General features: G+C 75.5%; 1 protein-coding gene. It reads left to right on the forward strand.

Going from position 1 to position 601, the window contains the following annotated elements:
* On the forward strand, nucleotides 1-563 hold a 563-nt coding region (gene sepH, locus CCN51_RS52590), incomplete at its 5' end, for a septation protein SepH (RefSeq protein WP_245881917.1).
* Nucleotides 564-601 lie beyond the last annotated feature (38 nt).

Raw genomic sequence — 601 nt, forward strand, 5'->3', positions numbered from 1 at the left:
TCGTCCACGGCCTGGACGACCCGCCCCGGCGGCTCGTCCAGGCCGTGGACGACGAGGCCCGGTCGCTGATCGGCGAGGCCGACGACACCCCGGAGCCGAGCTTCCCGTTCGTACCGCGGATCGCCCGGCTGCCGCGTGATCGAGAGCGCGATCGGGACCGGCCTGGCTCGTTCGAGCGCGGCGACGGCGAGTCCGACTCCACGGCGGCGTCCGCCTCGGTGGAGGACGGCCTCGGCGGCGAGCGGGACTCGCTCACCAGCCTGCTGGAAGCCGTGCCGAACTTCCGGGGCGACATGATCGTGCCGGACCCGCCCAGCCCGGCCTCCCCGGCGGACGAGCCCGTCGAGGAGCCCGAGCCCGTCGAGCCCCCGGCCCCGGCGGCCAGCGCCGGCTCGGCGTACGCGGACGTTCTGATGCCCCGTTCGGTCGCCGGCCACCGCGATCGGCTGACCGGCACCACGGACCGTCAGGCGGAGGCGGACGGTGTGCGTCCGGGCCGCCGGGCGGCGGTGCCGAGCTGGGACGAGATCGTCTTCGGCACCCGCCGCAAGAAACAGGAGTAGCGGCAGCGGCGTCACTTCATACGCGTCCGGGCCTCGCC

The sequence above is a fragment of the Streptomyces milbemycinicus genome, assembly GCF_002154605.1.
Taxonomy (GTDB): domain Bacteria; phylum Actinomycetota; class Actinomycetes; order Streptomycetales; family Streptomycetaceae; genus Streptomyces; species Streptomyces milbemycinicus.